We start from the raw sequence: 22,624 nt of genomic DNA, 5'->3' as shown, positions 1-22,624 counted from the left end.
ATCGACAGTAATGTGAATTTTATTAAAGAATAGAAGAAGAAGCTTACTTAGGAGCTCGCCGTTGCTACAATTTAGCGCCTTAAAATGATATAAATCGACAACTTCTAAACTAAAAGGCGCACGTTTCATGCAGCTTACTGCCACTAGCAAAGCACAGTTTTTTATTCAAAATGAGTACCATCACGTCGAAATAAAAGAGAACAGTGTTTTATTAAGCTCGATAGGCAGTGAAGAACATATTCCTTTTACGATCTGGAATGGCAAAGTTAGCGTAAAGCGTGGGTTATTATGGAGCTCTTTACAGTTTTTTGCTCATGAACACGAAGGCAAACAACAAAGCTGGCTAGTCCAAGGTTTACCGTGGCCACAATGCCGAAAGTTCGCGCTTGAGGCCGTTCGTCAATATCAAGAGTGGCACAACACTCAGTGCCGAAAACTGGCTGAGTATCTACCTAAGTGGGAAGAAGAGCTTTACAAACTAAAGCACTTGCCTGCTTACTTATCGCATTCTCAAGTGGTCTCCTGGGTTGAAAGTCTTAACCAAGAGTTAAGCGAGATGAAAACCACCCTAGAAGAAGCCAAAATGCGAATGCCGAATCGTATGTCGCAAATAGAGCCTTGGCTCATTGATACCTCTGAGGCGCTTGGTGAGCGTAATCGCGATTGGCTAGAAGCAGAACGTCCAAATTGGGAAGTGCTGTTTAATCAAATTGAATCCTCTCCTTTGAATTTATCCCAGCAATATGCGGTATTACTCAACGACGACCACAACTTAGTTCTTGCTGGTGCCGGCTCGGGCAAAACCAGCGTTTTAACCGCACGAGTTGCCTATTTGTTGCAAAGCCATCAGGCTCAAGCAGAAGAGCTTCTCATGTTAGCGTTCGGTCGTGATGCGGCGACTGAAATGAAAGAACGCTTAGTAGATAAAGTGGGCATGGCGGCAGACGGTGTGCGCGTCAACACATTCCATCAGTTGGGCTTGTATATTCTTAAACAAGTCGAACAGCAACCTGTCGAAATTAGCCCTTTAGCGTTGGACGAAAATCAACGAACGGCATGGTGTGTAGACTGGTTGAAAAAACATTGGATGACACCCACCAACTTTAAACGTTGGCAAAAACATTTAGACAAATGGCCGATTGCGTACCTAAAAGGGGATGATGAGTTAGGAAGCCATTCAGAAAATCCAAAACTGATCGCTTGGCTAGATTCGCAGCTGTCTCATTTAGCGGCGGTAGGGTTGACCAAAAAGCAAGTACAAGAAAAGCTCGTAAACCACCAAGACTATACGCGTTTAAATAGTGAACTCGCCTTATGCTGGCCATGTTTTACAGCGTGGCAGAAAATGCTTAAAGAAAGCAACCAAGTGGATTTCCCAACCATGATCAGTCGTGCGACAGATTATGTGAATAAAGGGAAGTTTGTCTCGCCATGGCGCTTTATTATGGTCGATGAGTATCAAGATATCTCTCCAGATCGTCTGGCATTGATTGAAGCACTGTGTGAATCCACTCAGAAACAAGCAGGTGCCACGTTATTTGCTGTTGGCGACGATTGGCAAGCGATCTATCAGTTTGCAGGAGCGGATGTAGATCTTATCACTGGCTTTAAAGAACGCTTTGCTCACTCTACCGTTCATCACTTAGATACAACTTATCGTTTCAACAATCAGATTGGTGATGTAGCGAATACATTCGTGCAGCAAAACCCATCGCAGTTGCCGAAAACACTAAACAGCCACAAACAACGCAAGCAGAAGAGCGTACATACCGCGCCGAGCAATCAAGTGGAAAAGATCTTGGATCACTTGAATCAACAAGCCAAGCAAACCAAGTCAGTTTTATTGCTAGGACGTAACCATTATCATAAGCCCGATTTGTTCGACGATTGGTTGCGACGTTTCCCTAATCTCGATATTCGCTTTATGACTTGCCATGCGAGTAAAGGACGCGAAGCTGACTTTGTGATTATTCTTTCTGTGGATGAGGGGCAATTCCCCGCTAAGAAGAAGCAAATTCACATTGATGGTGCGTTGACGGAGTCCAAAGACAAATTCCCTTACGCAGAAGAGCGCAGGCTATTTTACGTGGCGATTACACGTGCGAAAGAGAAGGTTTGGATCACGCATACTGGTGCGGGATCTGCATTCGTTCAAGAGCTCGTTAATGGTGACTATCCCATAGTGACTTCCCGTTAAATGCAACGTTTAGAATGTTAAAAACAGCAAGGGCGATACTTGGTATCGCCCTTGCTTTATTTGGTTGGCATCAAAGCTTACATGCGCTCAGCAAGATAGGCTTCGTAATCCGGTACTTCGATGTCTACTTCTTGCTCAAGAAGAGGGGAGTTAAACAGGAACTTAGCGGTGGCTCGGTTCGTTGCTACAGGAATATTCCAAACACTAGCAATACGAAGAAGCGCTTTAACATCTGGGTCGTGAGGTACGGCATTCAGTGGATCCCAAAAGAAAACGAGAACGTCGATTTTGCCTTCTGAAATGAGAGCGCCTAGTTGTTGATCACCGCCCATCGGACCACTGATCATGCTCTTGATCGCAAGTCCAGTTTCTTTACTCAGCATGTGTCCTGTCGTGCCAGTTGCGTAAAGGAAGTGACTCTGTAGCTTTTCTTTGTTTTCTTTTACCCAGCGAAGTAGCTCAGGTTTGCAGTTGTCGTGAGCAACCAAAGCCACATGTTTATGGGTTGGCATGGTACGAATGGTTTTTTGCATCAAGATGTTTCCGTTTGTATGATTTTAAAATTGTTGTGACTCAATAGAACACGTTTTTGGTCTTTCAATCAACAGCCTTAACACGGAATGTCGGCCTATATTCTGACGGAGATAACGATTCTTCGATCGTGTCGTCATGAAGCGTCTTCGGAGTCAGTGGTTTGATGGTTGGTGAGGCATGTTTGTCATAAGCTTCACCTCTTAAGTAATGCGTTGCTTGCATCACGGAAAGCCGACCTTGCTGCACCATTTTATCTGTTGGTGCGAAGAGTACTTTGTTACGTAACAGGCCTCGATATACACCATGACTTAAGTACACAGAAACTAAACCGATCTCCTCGGCTTTGCCGGCACTGCGCAGCTCACTGATGGCCGCTTCAATCGCCACTGCACTGCCAACAATGTAATCTATATTTCCCATATCGATCACACGTTGAACTAGGTTACGTTGTAACTCCTTGTCGTTGTCTGCCCAAAATGAGTCAACAATGTTGATATCACTTCCTTGTATCGCTTCATAAAATCCGGCAGTAACGGGTTTCGTACCACCACGAGTTCGCGGCCCCAAAAGTAAGGCAATGTTGGTTTTTCCTGACCCCTTTGGATGGCGAGCTGCCAAATATTGACCCGCTTCGTATCCCATCCAATGCCAGTCAACACCGACAGTCCCTTTTAGCAACTCACTTTGTTCTTCATCCAAGTCGAGTTGGTTCACAGTAGCAAAAACGGGAGTATTCCCCACCCAATTTTTAAGTGAATGCTCGTAAGCCTGTGGGTCCACGGTCCCAAGGATAACCGCATCTGCTCCCCATTGGTTACACAGTGCGAGTTGTTGTTCTTGACGGGTTTTGTTTGGGTAGCCGCCCGCTTCAAGGACTCGTAGCTCGACACCTTCTCTTTTCGCTTCGGACACCATTCCATAGTTTACTGACAACCAGTATGAATCCTTTAGGTGAGGGTATATTGCACATATTTTCTCTGCGGCAACCGCTGGCAAAGAAGCAACGAGGGTTAAAGTGGCTGCAGAATGTTTGAAAAATGTGCGAAATGCGTGTTGATTTTTAACCATGAAATGAAGTTCGTTGGCATAGATTAAGTAAACACTGCAAAATATAACGTAATATGTCGCTGAACACGAACATTAAGGTCATGAAAATATGCTGCTAGCAACTGCAAGCATCGGTCGTAAACTTTTGTTGTCTTTCATTGCGATGGCAATACTGGTCATGTTATCGGCACTTATTGGTGTGTCTGGATTTTCTTTGGTTGCCAAAACCGAAAGAAATGTCGTGGATTCTGCGATTCCCGCCATGATTGAGGCGAGACAAGTCTCTGAGTTGAGTACTCGTATTATTTCGTCTGTACAAATGTTGTCGAACGCAAGAAACGAGCAGGAAAGAAAGGAGTCAGGGCGAGTGCTGTTCGAACAGCTCGAGTCTTTACTCACTCACATCAAGGAGCTCGGGAGTGAGTCGTTCGATTCTCAATTGTTAGAAGCTTTAGAGAATAACGTCCAGAACGTTATCGACAATTTGGCAGAACTCGGTGTTTCGGTTGAAAAAAAGCTGTGGCTTGCAAAAGAGATAGATACTCGTGTTGAAGAAATGCGTCTGCTCAGTGAAGAGCTAGAACAACTAACTCGTACGCAAGTTCAGAATACAAGCACCATTGCTGTTGCTAACGTCACGCATATTTATGACTTATTAGAATCGAATAAAAAATCGCAAGTTTATCAGGCGCTAGATGCACTGGTGGAGGTCGATCTTGATCTGACCGAGCGATTGCATGAACTGCACTTGTTGGCCTTTAAAATGTTGAATCAGATTGAAGAGGCTCGGACATTAACGAATATTGAGCGAATTCAACAGGTTCAAAGTGATTTCGATAGCAACCTCAAAATCATGCAACGCCGTGTACTCGCTGTGGAAGATCCTACGCGCTCTAAGCAAATGAGCCAACTGCTCATAGAGCTTGGTAAGCGTCAGGTCGTATTTTCTATACTGATGCAGCAATACGAGAATAACGAACAGTCACAACAACTGATGCAAAAGACATTAGAGTTGTTCTCAGAGCTTAATGGCACGGTCAACAAATTGGTTGATGATTCAAACAAAACCACTACCGTTGCTGTAGACCAATTGACCAGCACACTGAAATTCGCTCAGTGGTCTTTAACCGTTATTTCAATTGTTGGTTTGATTGTATTGGTGCTGATTTTATGGCGTGTGGTGTACCTTTCTGTTGTGAAGCGGTTAGCTGAATATTCCGCTGCGTTGCTGTCTGTGGCGCAGGGTAACTTAGCGGTTGAGTTGGAAGTGAAAGGCAAAGATGAGTTGGCGCATATGGGGCAGGCCATCATCACGGCTCGTAATACCGCGCAAGCACTAAAAGTGGTAGCAGAGGGTGAAGCTCAAGCCAAGCGAGAGCTTGAGGAGCATAAAGAGCATTTAGAAGAGCTCGTTGAGCAGCGCACTTCGCAGTTAAAACAAGCAAACCGCCGTTTGAATGAAGAGGTTTTGAATCACGCTAAAGCTCGCAAGCAAGCAGAGCAAGCGAGCCGAGCAAAATCGGCATTCTTGGCGACGATGAGCCATGAGATAAGAACGCCAATGAACGGAGTGTTGGGGACAGCACGCTTGTTGATTGACTCAGGCCTCAACCCAATTCAAAAGCGTTATGCGGAAATCATTAATCGTAGTGGTAAAACGTTGCTCGCGATCCTTAATGATGTACTGGATTACTCCAAGATTGAAGCGGGGCATTTAGAAATTCGTCACATGGGCTTTGATTTACACCAAATGGTGGAGGACACTTTCCAGTTAATGAACAGTCGAGCACAAGAGAAGAAGCTGCTGTTCTCCTACCATATTGAAAGTGATGTTAGTCGCTACTGGAAAGGGGATGTCACCAGAATCAGTCAGGTGCTGAACAATCTCGTTGGTAACGCGATTAAGTTCACTGACGAAGGAGAAATTGATATCTACGTTAGCCTGAACCCAGAGGACGAGTCGCAAGTCCTGTTTGAAGTATCAGACACTGGAATAGGAATTGCCAAAAAATACCAGAGAACGTTGTTTGATGCCTTCACGCAAGCTGAAGGTGGGATGAGCCAAACTGGAGGCACGGGGCTTGGACTTGCCATCAGTAAGCGAATCATTGAAGCGATGGGCGGTGTTTTAGAAGTCGATTCCGAAGAGGGAAATGGTAGCCGATTCTGGTTCTCTATTCCGTTAGAGGAAAGCGAACCTATTGAAACAGGAACCGTGGCAACCGCACGTTGCAAAGTGAAAGCAAAGGTCTTGCTAGTAGAAGATAATGAAGTCAACCGAGTGGTCGCGGAAGGCTTTCTAGAAAGCATGGGGCACCAAGTCGTGATGGCAGAAAACGGCTCACAAGCAGAGCAACTGATCAGCACACAAGATTTTGATATCGCTTTGGTCGACATCAACCTCCCTGATTGTGATGGAACTGAGTTGATCCAACGCTTAAAGCGGATTGAGTGTGATAAGCCGGCCAATAAAGCGCTTGCCGTCACGCCAATGATTGCAGTGTCTGCGCACGTTTTTGCGGAAGAAGTTGAGCGCTATCTAGCCGCTGGTTTTGACGGATACTTGCCTAAGCCATTGGCAAAAGAGGCACTCGCGGCATTGATTCAGGATGCGCTAGACGGAAAGCCGTTGTTGTTGCCACAAAATGCCGACTGTACCCCGTTTGATCAAATTTCGCCTCAAGAACAAGAGCTACAATCAAAGGTCGTTCAAGCACCTAAAACAAAGGAACCCGATGTGGTTATCATTAATCCGAGCGTGATTGAGTCCGATATGAAAATCTTGGGCAGAGATAAGATGTTGCACATTATTAATCTGTTTAGAGCCACCAGCACTGATGTATTAAGCAAGCTGCAAGCGTCTGCTGAGGACAATGATAGTAAAGAAGTAAAGAACCTTGCCCATAAATTAAAGGGCAGTGCAGGAAGTTTAGGACTAACTGCGCTAATGAACGCTTGCCAAGCAATTGAAGCCGCGCCTCAACCTCTAGATACCTATAATGCGACTAAAGATGATTTAGTTTCTCAAGTGTCTGCATCAATTCAAGCTCTGGATGAGTTAATGGCGAAGTAATCCATCGAGCATTGAAAATAAAAAAACCTCCGGCTTTCCGGAGGTTTTTTCTATTCGGTCATGTCATCTTCCCACTCGAATCGAGTGTCTAGGGCATAAGGGTCATCATCAAAAGGATGTTCCACTTTGCCACGCAAGTATTCGAGTTGATGCTCAAGCATATTGACCGTTTCGTAGTCTCCCTCAGAACAAGCAACGTAAATCTGTTGTTCAAGAGCGGCAATGTTATCTCGGATACCCATGAGAACCCCCTTTAAATCATCATCGATTCTCAAAACGATTATAGTCAAGTAATCCAAATTCGATCGGTTGTTTTGTACGGTACCAATTATGTAAACGATCGCTAAATGACCAGAATTTTTCTGAGCTTCTACGAATCGCAAAATTATCCAATAACTTAACGTAATCGGACTCGTTTTGGATGGCACTAAATTGATCGACAAAATCTTTTACTTGGTTTTCGTTGATCGAGAAAAATGCCGCAGGGTAGCTTCCCACAACGCCGCGTACAATGGTCATATCATCGTTAGCAAAGTCACGGTTACTTTCTTCATCAAACAAGCTAGAGATGTTTGTGTGTGCATTGTTGTGAAGTAAGGTGAACAGTTCATCTTCCCCTGATTGACTTCTCACCATAAGCATAGTGATTTGCGGAACGGTTTTTAGGCCTTCACCACGAACGTGGTCAATACGTTTTAGTTGCTTTTCACTACTCGCAGAAAGAGCCGTGTCTTGAATTTCGTAGCGAGGCAGAAGCACATCTGAGACATGTTCGCTCAACAACTCCACCAACTCCGTTTTTGGATCGTCACTCTTATACTGAACGCTGGTTGGTTGGTTAAACGGCTTCACATTTCGTTGTAAAAAGTCACTCAACTGCGGGCTTTGATCTTTATACCAGCTAGATTGCAGTTCATGGCGCATATCGGCGGGTAACAACGAGATAAAGTTACTTTCGCCTTCTAGACGCAAGAAGTCCATAAACATTCGTGTCATGAGCTGATGGCCGAAGTTACCGTAAACGTCAAACCCAGCAACAAGCAAATAGTGGATACGCTCTAGTAACGCGTAGTCAAGAATCCACACTGTTTTAGGCTGCTCACCAACTAACCCTTGAACAACAGAAGCACTATCAAAATGGCGGAATATCGTTAATGCCGCATTATGGTTGGTGCCATTACCGTCCCAAATTACATCGGTGGATAGGTTTTCACCTTCTTTAAACCAGTTATTAGTGAACTCAGATTTAGCCTCTAGGTAGCGAGCTTGCTGGCGCGCGTACTTGACCCAGTTGGTAACAGGTAGCGTGTTACTTTCTTGTTCTGCCGGTAGTTTTAGGTTATCAGCCTGAGATCGGTAAAACTCATTTACTTCTGGGATGTCTGCTTTATCTGGATCAAGGAAAAACACCCAAAAGCGATCATTGATAACATTCAATGCCAGTTGGCCACGACAAACTGGGCCTTTGATGTATGCCATTATTGTATTTTGTGCATTATCTAGCATGAACTTAAAGCGCGATTTCACTGGAAGGTCGATGAATGATGTCATCGGGTTTGCAGCAACTTCTGGTGCATAACTCGGTAGCTGGCTAACCGTGTAATCAGCATCAATAAACCAAGTTTTCCAGTTCTCTATGCGTTGCTTGTTTACCGCGAATGGCATGTGAGTTTTATCTACTATGGTCCCTTGCTCTGGAATAATTCGATAAAACACACGTTCAACCCCTGGATCATCGTACGGGCGACGCGTTGAAATACGTTTGACGGGCTGTCCTGGTGGTGTAGCAGAGCGGACGAGCGTGAAGAATCGGGGATCTTCATCGAGTTCCGAAAAGTAGAGATGAGATAAAAACAAATGCTCATATATATACCTAGCCATCAGCTGATTTTTCAAATCAGAGTGGTTAAGTAATGCTTCGTACTTATCTATTTGCGCTTGCTCTTTCTCACTAACAGGTCGGTGAACGTTCATTATTGCGCCGTTTTCCAACCAAGTCATGAGTGTGTGGTATTCACTGTTTGATAGGTTTGGCATACCAAAAGGCATTCCCCAGGTCGGGTTATCCTTTTCGTATTGCTCGTATTCTTCAATCGTTGGACAGGTTTGCTCTCGGTCTATCGAAAAGTCAAAGCCTTCTAACTGGACTTGGTCAGGCAATGGGTGGCGCTCTTTTTGTTGTAGCAAACGTGCGATAAGGCCTGCATCAATGTTGGCTGCCATGCTTTGATCACGTTCGTTGAGAACCGGATGAAAACCCGCATCGCGCCACTCTTGGGTTGTTTCTGCATCTTCGAATAAGCGTGTTGGTGCTGCGGCTGTGAGTCTTGTTCCTTCATATACCAGTGCTTTACTCGCACCACGGTCAATGCCCTCAACAGAAGAGAGCTTAAGTTGACATGGTGCATCGTAGCACGCGTGGCAGACGACACAGCGGTTATCCATAATGGGTTTAACTTCGCTTTGGAAGAAGTTTGCTTGAGGGGTTTCCACGTCAACTGTGCGTTCACGCACGAGCTGTGGACCAAACAGTTGGTCATAGTTAAGACCAGCATAGGTTGCACAGCCGGCAAACAAAGTAGCAATGCAAAGTGTAAAAATTAAGCGCAAATTCATTGAGTTATTTTACGTGATTCGAATTTGCATTAATTAAAGCAAAATAAGCGGTCAATTACCAAAAGTTGGGCCAATTAGCGTTAATTTTTCTGTTGATTGTCTGAGCGCTTGAAAATGTAACCCTGGCGGTGGACTGTCTGAATTCTGTCTGTTGGAACGCCTTCGTGAACTAGACGCTTTCTCATTCTGCTCATGTGCATATCGAGTGCTCGATCATGTTCAGTAAATTCACGTTTTAGTACTGTTTCGTAAAGAAAATGCTTACTAAGTACTTGATCTTGATGGTGAGTGAGAGTTTGCAGCAGCTTAAATTGAATGCTTGTTAACTGAACAGATTTCTTGTTTGGCAAGTAATTGAGTACCACAGAGTGAGTGCGCTTATCTAGTAATAGCTCCTCATCATTATGGTGAACGCCGTTGTGTTGGCATTGGTAAGTTTTTCCATTTGAAACCTTGGAGTCAAGCACGCGGGCACCTTAATTATTAATGGTAGTAAAACGTATTATCATTAATATTTATATAAAAGCAATCAGGTACTTTATGGGCACTGTGATATGCGTAGACAATCTTAATATTTGAGATTAACAGTAGTGATGAATGGTGCGATGGCGCTCTGAACTAAAGTGCTATTGGAGTGCGTATTAGCTACAAATAACGGTGTAATGTTAGGCGAAGATAGAAAGAATTCTCATTTAGTAAATTCGCTTATCCGCTATTTGTGAACTATACATTCTGTTGCAGGAAGCACTTTTCTAATACACACAGAGGTTTATATGACAGCGAAATATGGCGTTAAACGCCGATTAGCGATTCTTGCCGCCGCTTTAATCGGTGCGACAAGTAGCAGTATCGCAGCAGAGAAACCAAATATTCTCGTCATTTGGGGTGATGATATTGGCCAGTCCAATCTCAGTGCTTACACGTTTGGCTTGATGGGGTACAAAACACCAAATATAGACAGTATCGCCAAAGAAGGCATGATGTTCACTGACTATTACGGTGAGCAATCTTGTACAGCGGGCCGTTCTACTTTCATTACGGGCCAAACCGTTCTTAGAACAGGTTTGAGTAAAGTGGGGCTTCCAGGTGCTGATCTTGGCTTGAAGGAAGAGGACGCAACCATTGCCGAAATGCTGAAGCCGATGGGCTATATGACAGGGCAATTTGGTAAAAACCACTTAGGTGATAAAGATGAGCACCTTCCTACTAATCACGGCTTCAATGAATTTTTTGGCAACCTTTATCACTTGAACGCCGAGGAGGAGCCAGAAAACGTCGATTATCCTAAAGATCCTGAGTTTCGTAAAAAGTTCGGTCCGCGCGGTGTTATCCGTTCGTACGCTGATGGCAAAATTGAAGATACAGGACCTCTAACTCGCAAGCGCATGGAAACCGTGGATGAAGAGACGTTAGATGCGGCACTCGACTTTATGGATCGTGCAGTCAAGGCTGAAAAACCTTTCTTTGTCTGGTGGAACGCAACTCGTATGCACTTCCGTACTCATGTGAAAGAAGAGAACTCTGGAAAAACAGGCATCAGCGAGTATGCAGATGGTATGGTCGAGCATGATAATCATGTAGGTCAGCTGCTGAAAAAAGTGGATGATTTGGGTATTAAAGACAACACAATCGTCTTTTACTCCACCGATAATGGCCCACACATGAACTCGTGGCCAGATGCAGGCACAACGCCATTCCGTGGAGAGAAAAATACCAACTGGGAAGGTGCGTACCGAGTTCCTGCGATGGTACGTTGGCCGGGTAAAATTAAAGCTGGCTCTGTTTCGAATGATATCATGCATCACATGGACTGGATGCCAACGTTCGTTGCTGCCGCGGGTGATGACAATATCAAAGAGAAATTGCTCAAAGGTTATAGTGCGAATGGTAAGAAATTCAAAGTTCACCTAGACGGCTATAACTTCCTACCATATTTGACTGGTAAAGAGGATAAGGCCCCACGTGAAGAAATTTTTTACTTCTCAGATGATGGAGACTTAACTGCACTTCGTTATAACAAATGGAAGCTGGTCTTTATGGAGCAACGAGCAAAAGGCACGTTGCGTATTTGGGCTGAACCATTCACCACACTTCGTGTTCCTAAGATCTTCAACTTGCGTATGGATCCTTACGAAGTGGCTGATATCACTTCTAACACTTACTATGATTGGATGCTAGACCGTGCTTACATGCTTGTTCCTGCGCAAGCTTACGTTGGCAGATTCCTTGAAACGTTTAAAGAGTTCCCACCAAGGCAAAAAGCAGCAAGCTTCTCGCTCGATCAAGTGATGGAGAAACTAAAAGAGAACCCAAATAAGTAAGAAAAGCTAAGTGAAGTTCCACATCTAGAAAGAGGCTCATTAACGTGAGCCTCTTTTTTTATCTGTAAAATTCTATCTATTCAGGTTTGTAGAAAGCTTGATGACGAAAACGCCTAACGCTTCAATTGACAAGATTTATAAACAAATTGGTTCGTAGTGGGCTGCCGTTAAGTTGGCTTTGATTTTTTCACGTAGAGCGATGTGGGCTGGGTTGTTTACCTCTCGCTTATGGTAAACGAACTTGTAAGGGATAGAGCGTATCGAAATGGGGCAGGGCAAAATTTGAAGTTTGAGCGCTTTGCTCCACTTGTTTGCAAAAGATTGAGACACGATCCCTAAACTGTCTCTTTGGGCGACATACAGCGCCATGCCCGCTAGCGAAGAGGTGATCAAGTCGACTTTTCTTTCTTGAATTGTTTCCTTTGCTAGTTGCTCGAACCCCGACATGTTGTTCCATTTTCCTGAAAATAAACAGTGAGTTTCCTCATAAAATTGCTCTTTTGTGAGCGTGCCGTGTACACGGGGATGGTTCTCACGACAGATAACCACGGCTTCTTCCTCATAGGCATCTTCAATAATAAACGCTGCATCTTTCGTGATCACCGTATCGATTACTAGATCGACTTTTTGTTGTCTTAACAGCTCAAATAATAGGAACTTTTCGGGTGGTGATTCATAAAAAATAGTGTTCTTTATTGGGTCCATAATGTGCAACAAAATTTCCGAACAACACACTTCAAAATGATTTTTATCAGATATCGCATTGTCAATAATATTAACCGCTTGCTGGAATTGCGGCAGTAATTGATAAGCGGTGGAGGTTAGTGCGATCCCTCGTCCTTTTTTAACGAATAATTGCTTATCTACGACTTGCTCTAAACGCTTTATTGCAGCGCTCACAGCAGGTTGTGTAAGCCCTAATTGTTCCGCGGCTTTTGTATAAGATTGAAACTCCGCAACAACAAGAAAAGTTTGGATCAAATTCAAGTCCATAACGTCACTCATAAATTTAATTTATAGGTTAACTAATTTTGACTGCATTTATCGCCTGAAATTAGTGCTTTATCTTATATCAACAATGGTATTGAAAAGCGAATACCATTTTTACGCACTAGCGAACTCTTGGAGATAATATGAAAAATGCGACCAAAACGAGCAGTAAAAAACTCGTACTTAACGCATGTACGTTAGCTTTGGGCGCTGCATCTGCAGTTGCACATGCAGCGGACAAACCCAACATTCTTGTCATCTTTGGTGATGATGTTGGTTACTGGAACCTTAGTACCTATAACCAAGGCATGATGGCGTACAACACGCCAAACATCGATAGCATTGCTAAAGAAGGTGCGAAGTTCACTAACTTCTACGCACAGCAAAGCTCGACAGCAGGCCGTTCTGCATTCATCACTGGTCAAATGCCAAAACGTACAGGTCTATCAAAAGTGGGCTTACCAGGCGTTCCGGAAGGTATCTCGGAAAAAGATCCGACGATTGCAACCGTGCTTAAACAAATGGGTTACGCAACCGGACAATTTGGTAAGAACCATTTAGGTGACCGAGACGAGCATCTTCCTACCAACCACGGTTTTGATGAATTCTTCGGCAACCTATACCACTTGAACGCAGAAGAAGAGCCAGAGAACGTGGATTACCCTAAAGATCCGGAGTTCAAGAAGAAATTTGGCCCTCGTGGCGTTATCCATTCTTACGCTGATGGCAAAATCGAAGATACCGGTCCACTAACGCGTAAGCGTATGGAAAATGTTGATGGTGAGTTTCTTGATGCCGCTGAGAGCTTCATAGAAAAACAAGTAAAAGCGGACAAGCCGTTCTTTACTTGGTTTAACACCACTCGCATGCACAACTTCACGCATGTTCCTGAAGAATACCAAGGTAAAACAGGTGCCGGTTTCTACGCGGATGGTGTTAAGCAGCACGATGACCAAATCGGTCAGCTACTTAACAAGATCAAAGAGTTAGGTGTGGATGACAATACAATCATTGTTTACACCACTGACAACGGCCCTATGGTGGATTTGTGGCCGGATGCAGGGATGACACCGTTCCGCTCAGAGAAAAACACTGGCTGGGAAGGGAGTTTCCGTGTGCCAATGTTGATTAAATGGCCTGGAAAAATTGAGGCAGGTAAAACATTCAACGGCATGATGTCATTAGAGGACTTTTTCCCGACACTAGTTGCTGCGGCAGGTGATACCAAAGTTAAAGACGAACTGCTAAAAGGCAAAAAAGTTGGCGATATGGACTACAAAGTTCACCTAGACGGTTACAACCAACTGCCATATTTAACGGGTAAGTCAGACAAATCCGCACGAAATGAGTTCGTTTACTGGAGCGACGACGGCGATCTTGTGGCATTGCGCCAAGGAAAGTACAAGTTCCACTTTATGATTCAAGAGAATGAAACGGGTATGGATGTATGGCGTAAGCCGTTCACTAAACTTCGTGTGCCACTGATCTTTGACTTGAGCATTGATCCATTTGAACGAGGCGATCAAGGCATGGGTTATTCTCGTTGGATGTACGAGCGTTCATTCTTAATGATGCCAGCAATGGATACAGTGAAAGAGGTGATGGGTACATTCAAAGAATTCCCGCCTCGTATGGAAGCAGGTTCGTTCGTACCTAAGTCTTCTAAGTAAATTAAGATTATATAGCGCTTTTTGGAGCGCTATATACCCAAATAGCTTCACTTTTGCTGTACAGCGCTCACGAGGTTATTTGGGTATATGTAATAGTGAGAAACGTATGAGTAAGATTTCCCCTCGCCATTCTACTACTATGCCTATTGTTCCTCTTAAAACGGCGTCTAAAGCGCCGGTTCTGGGCGCGTATGACCGTCGATTCCATGTGATGGCAAAGCCAGGCGGAGCAAAGTGCAACATCGATTGTCAGTACTGCTTTTATCTGCATAAAGAAAATCTACTGCACCAAGAAAAGCAGCCAAAAATGGACGACGCAACACTGGAAGCGTTCGTGAAAAGCTATATCGAAAGTCAGGATGGCGAAGAAATTGTATTCTCATGGCAGGGCGGGGAGCCGACGCTGCTTGGGTTGGACTATTTCCGCAATGTCGTAGCTTTGCAAAAGAAATATCAGCCGAAAGGCGTTCGCATTGAAAACGACCTTCAGACCAACGGCATTTTGCTAAACGATGAGTGGTGTGCGTTTTTAAAAGAGCACAACTTCCTAGTTGGCTTGTCGATTGATGGACCACGAGAGCTGCACGACAAATATCGCAAAACCCGCAGCGGTAAGCCAACGTTTGATCTCGTGATGAAAGCGGTAGATAAGCTCAAAGCGCATGGCGTGAAATTCAACGCGTTGGTCACGGTGAATCGTCACAATGCGAAATACCCGCTCGAAGTATATCGATTTTTAACCCAAGAATTGGGTGTGACTTATATTCAGTTTGCGCCGGTGGTAGAAGCCAACAACTTCCAAACAACCGCGCCGCAGTTTTGGAACGAACAGATGATCCCAACCAAAGGTAGTGATCTGGCTAAACCGGGGCATCCAATGTCGATTGTAACGGATTGGTCAGTCGATCCTGAAGACTGGGGACGCTTTTTAATGGCGACCTTTGAAGAGTGGGTGAATAACGATCTTGGCCGTGTGCTGGTTAATCTGTTTGAAACCGCGGTGGCGCAAGTAATGGGGAAACCGTCTCAGCTTTGCGTGACGGCGGAGTTTTGTGGCAAAGGGTTGGCGATTGAGCACAATGGCGACGTGTTCAGTTGCGACCACTATGTGTATCCAGAATACAAACTCGCCAACATTCATGAACACTCACTGAATGAAATGGCCTTCTCTACAAGACAATATACTTTTGGCATGGCAAAACGCGATTCATTGCCGACGTATTGTAAGCAATGCCCTTACTTGCCTTATTGTTGGGGTGAGTGCCCAAAAAACCGTTTGATCAAAACGCCGAATGGTGAGAGTGGTCTAAACTATTTGTGTTCGGGAATCAAAATGTTCTTTGATTATGCGTTACCGATGTTGGTTGGTCTTGCACAACTTCTCCAATCTCAAGAACCGCAAAGATAACATAGTGAATATAACCTTAAGTTATTTCATTTGTTCTTATACTTAACTATCGAAAAGACGGCTTAAACCATTGAAAAGGTATCCTATGAACCACGCACAACAAGCGATAAAAGAACTCATCGAACAAACAGAAAAAAGCGTCATTGGACAAAGCCACGTGGTTCGAGCTTTAGTCATCGGGTTATTAACAAATGGGCATATTCTGCTAGAAGGTTTACCGGGAACGGCAAAAACACGTTCCGTAAAATCGTTGGCGAACTTGTTAAACACCAGTTTTGGTCGAATCCAGTTTACGCCGGATCTTTTACCATCTGACGTGACGGGTACTGAGGTTTATCAAGAGCTGGATGGTAAGCCGCAACTCCACTTTCAACCTGGGCCCATTTTTAACAGCATTGTACTTGCTGATGAGGTCAACCGTGCACCTGCCAAAGTACAAGCGGCACTGCTTGAAGCCATGGCCGAAGGCACAATCACAGTAGGCGATAAAACTCACGTATTGCCAGACTTATTTATGGTGCTTGCAACGCAAAACCCAGTAGAGCAAGAGGGCACGTACCCACTGCCAGAAGCGCAAATGGACCGCTTTATCATGAAGGTTACCGTCGATTATCCAGAAGATGACGCAGAACGTGACATCATTCGTTTGGTGCGCAGTGAAGAATTGGGTGCGGAAACCAGCAGCGAAATTATTACGCCAAAACACATCGAGCCAGACGTGCTGCTAGAAGCGCGCCGTCAGTTACCAAACATCGTGGTATCAGACCTAGTGGAAAACTACATCGTTGCGTTAGTGATGGCGACTCGTAAGCCAGAGCGTTATGCTGATTCAAACTTAGCAAAATGGATTGAGATTGGCTCTAGTCCTCGTGCTTCTATCGCACTCGACAAATGCGCTCGTGCGTATGCGTGGATGCAAGGACGTGACCACGTTACTCCTGACGATGTGCGTGCCATGGTTCCGTCTGTATTGGGCCACCGTTTTTCTTTGACCTACGATGCACTGGCAGATGGGGTCGATCATCAACGAGTCGTACAAGAGCTGCTAGATTGTGTAGAAATTGGGTAAGTGGGAGGCATTATGGCTAAGCCAACTCTTGCGCCAAAATCACAGGGGATGGATCCCCGTTTGTACTGCGATTATGCTCGTTTAGTACGTCTGCAAGCACAAGCAGAATCATTCAGTTTACTTCCTCATCTAAAAGCGGGTAGCGTACTCTCTGGCCGACACAATTCGTTGTTTCGCGGTCGTGGATTGAACTTCGAAGAGCTGCGCCATTACCAATTGGGTGACGATATTCGTAACCTTGATTGGAAAGTTACGATGCGTACAGGTAAGCCGCACGTGCGCAGCTATACAGAAGAAAAAGATCGCAACGTAATCGTGTGTGTCGACCAGAGAAGCACAATGTTTTTTGCTTCGACGCAAGTAATGAAATCAGTTGTCGCGGCAGAGATCGCAGCGATGTGTGGGTGGCGAGTATTAAAAGATGGCGACCGAGTCGGTTTTGTCATCGCATCCCCGCAGGCATTGTTTCACAGCAAGGCACAGCGTTCGCAAAACGATCTTCTGGCGCAACTTAAACGTCTCGCTAAAGCCAATCAATCGCTCAATGTGGACTCCTGCAATTCCGAAAAAGTAACGTTCAGTCAATGGATTGAGCTTATTAAACGCATGAAGCTCAAGCAATCCACTTTGATTTTTATCAGCGACTGGAGCGACTGCGAGGAGCACCACCTTGATCACCTTAAACAGCTACAACAGCACAACGATGTTCTTGCAGTGATGGTCAGTGACCCATTAGAACAAGCGCTACCAGACGATTTGGCAAAATCGAAATGGGTGGTTGGTGATGGGCAGTATCAACTCAATTTAGACAGCAAAGCAAAGGTAGAAGCTGCGAGCGCAAAGCTTGAGGCTCGAACTAGCTTACAGCGTCAATCACTCTCTCAACTTATGGCGATGAAACACCTTCCGCACATCGAACTCGATACGACAGGTGAGCACATTAAACAATTCCAAAAACTGGTAGGAGGGCGTTAAATGAGTGATCTTCCTACGCCTCCGAGTACCTACATACTCAGAGAGCTGCATGATGTGGCTGTACCACCCAGCGTGAGTTGGTACCCGCAAACTATTGGCTGGAAAATTTTAGCGGCGGTTGTGCTCATTGCATTGGTGTATGTCGTATATCGATTGGCTCGGCAATGGTGGCATAATCGTTACCGAAAAGAAGCTCTACTGGCGATTTCGCAAATCAAATCGAGCGACAAAGACATGCCAAAAGTATTGTTCTCTGTGCTTAAAGTAGTGCTGATTCATATTGATAGCCGCAACGCGAAATTGTTTGATACCGCCTTTCTGCGCAAGCTCGATGCGCTGTATCCGCAAACCGAAGATTCTCAAGCAAACTCGCAAATGGTTTTTAACGATGAGCTTTCAAAGTGCTGGCTACAAAGTATTGTTGACCCAAGCGTTACGCTAACCAACGAAGAGCGAGTAACGCTTATTGCTCGTGCGAAAAACTGGGTGAGTGAGCACCGTTGTGATGCTCAAAAAAGCGCGGCAAATAAATCACCACGATTGAAACGCAAAGCACATCAGGGAGGTCAACATGAATGATCTTCTTGCATCGATAACTGGTTTGTCTGGTTTTGAATTTGCTCACCCAATGTGGTTTCTGGTTTTGCCCTTGCCGTTGGTGGTGTACTACTTGGTGCCCGCATATCGCACTAAGCAAATGGCGATCAAAGTGCCGTTTTTTAGTCAGCTGGTGGAAGCGATTGGCGAGACGCCATCAGAAGGTGCAAGCCAGTTGACCCCGAGTTGGTGGCAGCGAGCAACGTTAATTCTTTCATGGCTTTTGGTGGTGTGTGCGATGGCAAAACCCACCGTGTTAGGCGAGCCTCAAGTTCGCGCGAGTTTAGGCCGCGATGTGATGGTGGTGGTGGATCTTTCGGGCTCCATGGCCGAGCCAGATTTCACCTCACGTACAGGCGAAAAAATTTCTCGTCTTGATGCGGCAAAAGAAGTGCTGTCGGAGTTTGTTCAGTCTCGTAAAGGTGACCGATTAGGCTTGGTGCTTTTTGGTGATGCTGCTTTCGTGCAAACGCCATTTACCGCAGACCAAAAAGTGTGGCTCGAACTGCTTAACCAAACCGATGTGGCAATGGCAGGGCAGAGTACCCATCTTGGTGATGCGATTGGCTTAGCGATTAAAGTTTTTGAGCAAAGCGATAAGTCGCGTGGTGCTTTAGAACAAGATCAAAACCGTGAAAAAGTCGCGATTGTATTAACCGATGGTAACGACACGGGCAGTTTTGTTGAACCGATTGATGCGGCGAAAGTTGCGAAAGCCAAAGGCGTGAGAGTACACGTCATTGCGATGGGCGATCCGGAAACGATAGGTGAAACCGCGTTGGATATGGACACGATTCATCGCATTGCGAAAGAATCCGGCGGTGAAGCGTTTGAAGCACTCAACCGTGATGAACTATCGGCTGCCTACGACGAAATTGGCAAACTGGAACCTCAACTTTACGAAAGCACCACATACCGCCCAAAACAAAGCCTTCATCATTACTTGATGGCGTTAGTGGTCATCATGCATTTGCTCGCGTTCAGCGTCGCAACACTCAAAAGAAGGGCTGCAACACGATCATCATTAGGAGAGAGCGATGTTTGATTCTCTTAGTTGGACGCAATTCTTTACGCAGTTTCATTTTATTCGACCACTGTGGTTACTGGCTTTGGTCCCCATGTTTTTCTTGGTGTGGTTACGCTGGCGAGAAGAAAGCAAGCCAAGCTGGAAGGATATTCTGCCCGAACATTTACGCAATGCTTTGACGATAGGTGAGCGAGGCTGGCGTAAGCAACTGCCGCTTAAGCTCTTGATGCTGATTGTGTTCATCGCCATTGTGATTTGTGCAGGCCCAACGTGGCAACGAGAATCTTCTCCCTTTGGCGAAGATAAAGCCTCTATGCTTGTGGTGCTTGATAACAGCGACTCGATGCTGCAAAAAGATCTCCCACCAAGCCGCCTTGAGCGTTCCAAACAGAAAATACGCGATTTGCTAGTCGCGCGAAAAGGCGGAAAAACGGGTTTAGTCGTGTTCGCGGGCAGTGCTCATGTCGCGATGCCTATAACTCAAGACAGCAAAGTATTTGACCCGTTTTTGGCGGCCATTACGCCAGAAATTATGCCCGTGCAAGGTAAGCTTGCCGAAAAAGCATTGCCGTTAATTGACCAACAATTGCAAGGTCAACCAGGCTCCACTGTTCTGTTGGTGAGTGATGGCGTTAATCCAGCCACGATTGAGCAATACCAAGCGTATTTCTCGGGCAAACCTTATCAACTGTTAATTCTTGCGGCAGGGAATGCTGACATTGTGAGTAACAACCCAATGGATTTGGATTCTCTACAAAAACTGGCTAGTCAGACTAACGGTCGATTGGTGGAAGTGACCGTCGATAATAGTGATATCGAGCAACTGAACCGATACGTTGAGCGCAATATGCAGCTTAATGGCGAATCTTCAATGCCTTGGAAAGACATGGGATATCAGCTTCTGTTCCCAATCGCGCTGATCATGATGCTGTGGTTTAGAAAAGGGTGGTTAGTGCAGTGGTGCGTGATTGTAATGGTGAGCGGCACGTTATTGATGCCAACCAGTGCGTTGGCGGAGAACATTTCTGTTAAAGCCGAGCAGCCACAAGTTGTGCAAAAAGTGACGGCTTTCGACAAGGTAGCGCAATGGTGGTGGGATTTGTGGCTAACGCCAGACCAACAAGGACAGCGTTTGTTTAACAAACAAGCGTATTTAGAAGCCGCGAAACACTTTGTCAATCCATTACGCAAAGGCACGGCGTACTACTACGCTAGCGAGTTTGAACTCGCCCACAGTGCGTTTTTGGAAATGCAAAACGACCCGTCCGAAGAGGTTCGAGATTACGGTCTTTATAATGCGGCGAGTGCATTGGCGCGTCAGCGTGAATATTTGGCTGCACGTGACTTGTTAAAATCCCTAGCCAACAAGCCAACGTTGAGCGAGAGGTTAAGACCGGATGTTGAGCATAACTTGAAAGTGATTGGTGGTATTGTAGAGGACATCAACCGGATGAGTGAGAGTCAGGCAGGAACAGAGCAAGAAGCATCAACCGAGCTAGGCGATAACCCTCAAACCGCAGAAGGGGCGGATGAAAAAACGTCAGCGGAGTTGATGATTAAAGAGACGTTAAATGCAGACGACATCATAGGTAGCCAAGAATTAGCCGACAAATGGTTAAAGCGAGTCGAAGCGGATCCGAAGTATTTCTTACGCGCTAAATTCCAAATTCAATTACGCTCGCCAACAACGGGTAGATCAACTACGACAACGGAACACAATACAGAGGAGGCTGCCCAATGATGATGAATGTCCATCGCGTTACCTCTTTTGCACTTCCTGTACGGATAGTGGCATGGTTAGTGGTTTGTTTGAGTCTGTTCGTAAGTCGTCACGTTTTCGCTCAGGACATTTACGATCTTCAACGCAATCATGGTGTTGAGTTGCAAGCGTGGGTTGGTCAACAACCAACGGCTGGAGAAAAGCGTAAAACGCCAAGTTTTAGTGTCAACGAGCAAGTCATTTTAACCATCGAAGTGGCAACGCCGCGCTGGTTTACGGGTGGGACGCGAATTGGCAGTATTGAAATGCCCAATGTTATCGCCAAACAGCGTAATCAGTTAGCCACTAACTTCACGGAGCACAAGGGCGGACAAACTTGGTCGCGTCAACGCTGGGAAGTGACTTTGTATCCACAAGCATCTGGTGATTTTGTGGTTCCACCTGTCGCAGTGGGCGTTCAGGTGTCTGCGCCGGACGGCGAGAAGGTATCAGGCACACTTTACACGCAGCCGATTAAGTTCAAAACCGTCTTGCCATCGGGCCTGCTGAGTGGTGAGACACCTTGGTTTGCTGCAACAGATGTAGAGGTAAAGCAAGAGTGGGATACCTCCACTGAGTCACTCAAAGTTGGGGATGCAATCACGCGTAAAATCACCATTTCGGCTCAAGATTCACTATCTGTGTTGCTACCAGACTTGTTGAAAGGAGAATCAACAACCCGTTACCAAGCGTACCCTCAACCACATCGTCTTACAGATACGCAAACACGTGGTGATTACCAGTCAACACGCACAGAACAGAGCGTGTACGTGATTCAACAAGGTGGTGAATTAACCCTGCCGGATTATGAGTTCCGTTGGTGGAACAGTAAGACTCAGCAAGTGGAAACGGTGATGTTAGAGGGCAAAACTTTTGCCGCGAAGCACACGTTGAAGTCCTTCATCAGAACGTACTTTGAATGGATTGTTTCCACGCTTGTGTTGCTGGGTTTTGTGATTATTTCATTGGTAGCCATTAAACGTTACTACCGCAACAGACCGACACCAGCATGGCTGACGTTCCACCGTTTGTTAAAGGCTAAACGTTGGTCTCAAGCAAGGACCATATTGTACAAACAATTGCGTTTAAATACGGCCGAGCTAGAAATGACCAAAGCCGATACGAGTGAATCGTGGCAAAAAAGTGCGTCGCGAATGCAAAATGGTGAAAATAGCGCTCATTTACTGAAGTCGATGTGGCGCAAAATCCAGACCAAACAAAAACGCTTTAAATTCCGTATTCCGCGAGCGTTACCAGAACTGGACAAAGTCATTGGAAGAGATGGCAATGAATAAAACGGGGCGCTAATATAGCGCCTCGTTTTTATTAGAGAATAGAGTT

General features: G+C 45.3%; 17 protein-coding genes. 11 read left to right on the top strand and 6 right to left on the bottom strand.

The window, feature by feature from the left end; genetic code table 11:
* Window positions 1-127 precede the first annotated feature (127 nt).
* Window positions 128-2,197, top strand: a complete 2,070-nt coding sequence (helD, locus tag J4N40_RS19240) for a DNA helicase IV (RefSeq protein WP_005376572.1) — start codon at window positions 128-130, stop codon at window positions 2,195-2,197.
* A 77-nt stretch (window positions 2,198-2,274) separates the two neighbouring features.
* On the opposite strand, the gene J4N40_RS19235 is transcribed toward helD, so the two are convergent.
* Both J4N40_RS19235 and torT read right to left on the bottom strand, forming a co-directional pair.
* Window positions 2,275-2,730, bottom strand: coding sequence for a methylglyoxal synthase (locus tag J4N40_RS19235; RefSeq protein ID WP_005376571.1), 456 nt, complete (start codon window positions 2,728-2,730; stop codon window positions 2,275-2,277).
* 64 nt (window positions 2,731-2,794) lie between these two features.
* On the bottom strand, window positions 2,795-3,844 hold the full coding sequence (gene torT, locus J4N40_RS19230; protein ID WP_080960073.1) for a TMAO reductase system periplasmic protein TorT: 1,050 nt from the start codon (window positions 3,842-3,844) through the stop codon (window positions 2,795-2,797).
* A gap of 43 nt (window positions 3,845-3,887) precedes the next feature.
* Between torT and torS the strand changes: the two genes are divergently transcribed.
* A complete protein-coding gene (gene torS / locus J4N40_RS19225) occupies window positions 3,888-6,851 on the top strand; it encodes a TMAO reductase system sensor histidine kinase/response regulator TorS (protein WP_005376567.1) in 2,964 nt (987 codons plus the stop codon).
* A 50-nt stretch (window positions 6,852-6,901) separates the two neighbouring features.
* Here torS and J4N40_RS19220 read toward each other — a convergent pair whose 3' ends face one another.
* From J4N40_RS19220 to J4N40_RS19210, 3 genes are all read right to left on the bottom strand, one after another.
* Window positions 6,902-7,093, bottom strand: a complete 192-nt coding sequence (locus J4N40_RS19220) for a hypothetical protein (RefSeq protein WP_005376565.1) — start codon at window positions 7,091-7,093, stop codon at window positions 6,902-6,904.
* 19 nt (window positions 7,094-7,112) lie between these two features.
* Window positions 7,113-9,467 (bottom strand): fatty acid cis/trans isomerase, encoded by a 2,355-nt coding sequence (locus tag J4N40_RS19215; RefSeq protein ID WP_250654663.1) that lies wholly within the window; start codon window positions 9,465-9,467, stop codon window positions 7,113-7,115.
* An 80-nt stretch (window positions 9,468-9,547) separates the two neighbouring features.
* Window positions 9,548-9,934, bottom strand: coding sequence for a winged helix-turn-helix domain-containing protein (locus J4N40_RS19210; RefSeq protein ID WP_017635365.1), 387 nt, complete (start codon window positions 9,932-9,934; stop codon window positions 9,548-9,550).
* 306 nt (window positions 9,935-10,240) lie between these two features.
* On the opposite strand from J4N40_RS19210, the gene J4N40_RS19205 reads away from it, so the two are divergent.
* Window positions 10,241-11,788, top strand: coding sequence for an arylsulfatase (locus J4N40_RS19205; protein ID WP_250654662.1), 1,548 nt, complete (start codon window positions 10,241-10,243; stop codon window positions 11,786-11,788).
* 135 nt (window positions 11,789-11,923) lie between these two features.
* On the opposite strand, the gene J4N40_RS19200 is transcribed toward J4N40_RS19205, so the two are convergent.
* A complete protein-coding gene (locus J4N40_RS19200) occupies window positions 11,924-12,781 on the bottom strand; it encodes a LysR family transcriptional regulator (protein ID WP_025767859.1) in 858 nt (285 codons plus the stop codon).
* A 140-nt stretch (window positions 12,782-12,921) separates the two neighbouring features.
* On the opposite strand from J4N40_RS19200, the gene J4N40_RS19195 reads away from it, so the two are divergent.
* From J4N40_RS19195 to J4N40_RS19160, 8 genes are all read left to right on the top strand, one after another.
* Window positions 12,922-14,448, top strand: a complete 1,527-nt coding sequence (locus J4N40_RS19195; protein ID WP_250654661.1) for an arylsulfatase — start codon at window positions 12,922-12,924, stop codon at window positions 14,446-14,448.
* Between the two features lie 106 nt (window positions 14,449-14,554).
* The gene (locus tag J4N40_RS19190; RefSeq protein WP_033906479.1) at window positions 14,555-15,856 is read left to right on the top strand and encodes an anaerobic sulfatase maturase; all 1,302 of its coding nucleotides are present in this window, start codon (window positions 14,555-14,557) and stop codon (window positions 15,854-15,856) included.
* Between the two features lie 85 nt (window positions 15,857-15,941).
* A complete protein-coding gene (locus J4N40_RS19185; protein ID WP_206948986.1) occupies window positions 15,942-16,925 on the top strand; it encodes an AAA family ATPase in 984 nt (327 codons plus the stop codon).
* 12 nt (window positions 16,926-16,937) lie between these two features.
* A complete protein-coding gene (locus J4N40_RS19180; RefSeq protein WP_017821549.1) occupies window positions 16,938-17,900 on the top strand; it encodes a DUF58 domain-containing protein in 963 nt (320 codons plus the stop codon).
* Window positions 17,901-18,479 (top strand): DUF4381 domain-containing protein, encoded by a 579-nt coding sequence (locus tag J4N40_RS19175; protein WP_054729304.1) that lies wholly within the window; start codon window positions 17,901-17,903, stop codon window positions 18,477-18,479.
* A complete protein-coding gene (locus J4N40_RS19170; protein ID WP_250654660.1) occupies window positions 18,472-19,542 on the top strand; it encodes a vWA domain-containing protein in 1,071 nt (356 codons plus the stop codon). The genes J4N40_RS19175 and J4N40_RS19170 overlap by 8 nt, the downstream gene beginning before the upstream one ends.
* Window positions 19,535-21,265 (top strand): VWA domain-containing protein, encoded by a 1,731-nt coding sequence (locus J4N40_RS19165; RefSeq protein ID WP_250654659.1) that lies wholly within the window; start codon window positions 19,535-19,537, stop codon window positions 21,263-21,265. The genes J4N40_RS19170 and J4N40_RS19165 overlap by 8 nt, the downstream gene beginning before the upstream one ends.
* Window positions 21,262-22,578, top strand: a complete 1,317-nt coding sequence (locus J4N40_RS19160) for a BatD family protein (RefSeq protein ID WP_250654658.1) — start codon at window positions 21,262-21,264, stop codon at window positions 22,576-22,578. Before J4N40_RS19165 ends, J4N40_RS19160 begins: the two co-directional genes overlap by 4 nt.
* Window positions 22,579-22,624: the final 46 nt, after the last annotated feature.

This window comes from Vibrio sp. SCSIO 43097 (assembly GCF_023650755.1).
GTDB lineage: Bacteria > Pseudomonadota > Gammaproteobacteria > Enterobacterales > Vibrionaceae > Vibrio > Vibrio alginolyticus.
This window is presented reverse-complemented; position numbering and strand designations above follow the sequence as displayed.